Raw genomic sequence first — 1,690 nt, forward strand, 5'->3', positions numbered from 1 at the left:
GCCCGAACCGCGCTTCTCGCACGAGAGAACGACCTAGCGGGTCGGCGCGAAGGCGTTCTCCTCGGCGTCGGCGACGGTGTCGTCGCCGGCTTTCGCCGCGGCCGGAGCGTCGGCATCCTCGTCGCGGAACGGGTCGCCCGAGCGGGGAGCGTCGTAGAGGTCGCGGTCGAGGATCCCCTCGCGCTTGGCGACGATCGTCGGCACGAGAGCCTGGCCTGCGACGTTGATGGCGGTGCGACCCATGTCGAGGATGGCGTCGACCGCGAGCAGCAGGCCGACGCCGTCGAGAGGGAGACCCACGGTGGTGAGCGTGAGCGTCAGCATCACGATCGCGCCGGTCGTTCCCGCGGTTGCCGCCGATCCGACGACCGAGACGACGACGATCAGCAGGTACTGCACCCAGTCGAGCTGGATTCCGTAGAACTGCGCGACGAAGATCGCCGCGACCGCCGGGTAGATCGCCGCGCATCCGTCCATCTTGGTCGTGGCTGCGAGCGGAACGGCGAAGGATGCGTAGCCCTGGGGCACGCCGAGGTTGCGTTCGGTGACCCGCTGGGTGAGGGGCAGGGTGCCGATCGAGGAGCGGCTCACGAAGCCGAGCTGCACCGCGGGCCAGACGCCCGAGAAGAAGCGACGGACAGAGAGACCGTTGCTGCGCACGATGATCGGGTAGACGACGAACAGCACGAGCGCGAGACCGATGTAGATGGCGGCGACGAACCAGGCGAGGGAGCCGATGGTCGTCCATCCGTATGACGCCACCGCGTTGCCGATGAGCGCGAACGTGCCGATGGGCGCGATGCGGATGATCCACCACAGGATCTTCTGGATGACCGCCAGGGCGGAAGCGTTCAGTCGCAGGAAAGGCTCCGCCTTCTCGCCGATCTTCAGCGCGGCGATTCCGGCGGCGACGGCCACGACGATGATCTGCAGCACGTTGAACCCGACCGTCGATGTCGCGCTGGCGACACCGTCGGTCACGGCGACGGAAGTGTTCACCTGGGCGCCGACGAAGTTGCTCGGGATGAGGCCGAGCAGGAAGTTCCACCAGGTTCCGACCGTGCCAGGGTCGGCTGCGGTGAGGTCGCCGTGGCTGGCGCGACTGCCCGGCTGGATGACGACACCGAGCACGATGCCGATGCTCACGGCGATCAGTGCGGTGATCGCGAACCAGAGGATGGTCTGGCCGGCCAGGCGCGCCGCGTTCGACACCTGACGGAGATTGCTGATGCTCGACACGATCGCGGTGAAGATCAGCGGAACGACCGCGGCCTTCAGCAGCGACACGTAGGAGCCTCCGATGGTGGACAGGGTCGCCGTCAGCCCGTTCGGGTTCGGGTGCTCCGGTGTGCCGCCGGGCGCGGCGCCGAGCTGGCGCGCGATCACACCGGCGATGACGCCGAGAACGAGGGCTGCGGTGATCTGCACACCGAAGGAGGTGAGCCACCGGGGGAGCCGGCGCTTGGTGCCCGAGCGGGCGGGAGAGGCGGGAGCAGCAGTGCTCATGGAGGGGTGAGACCTTTCGTCGAGAAGCCCCGACCGATCGGGGTGCCCATCGACGCTACCCGGCGGCAGACCCGAGGTTCCACCCCTGACCGGGGACGTGACGTTTCGTGACGAAGGCGCGCCACCGAGCCCCGTCCCGAGGGTTCGGCCGCACCCCGATCCGTCCCCGTACGCGAAGAGGCCG

1 protein-coding gene is annotated in these 1,690 nt (G+C 68.7%); it reads right to left on the bottom strand.

The annotated features are described in order from the left end of the window. Positions 1-33: 33 nt before the first annotated feature. Positions 34-1,506, bottom strand: coding sequence for a dicarboxylate/amino acid:cation symporter (locus ACFVWR_RS19075; protein ID WP_387216029.1), 1,473 nt, complete (start codon positions 1,504-1,506; stop codon positions 34-36). Positions 1,507-1,690 lie beyond the last annotated feature (184 nt).

Origin of the sequence: Leifsonia sp. NPDC058292 (assembly GCF_042880955.1) — a bacterium.
Taxonomy (GTDB): domain Bacteria; phylum Actinomycetota; class Actinomycetes; order Actinomycetales; family Microbacteriaceae; genus Leifsonia.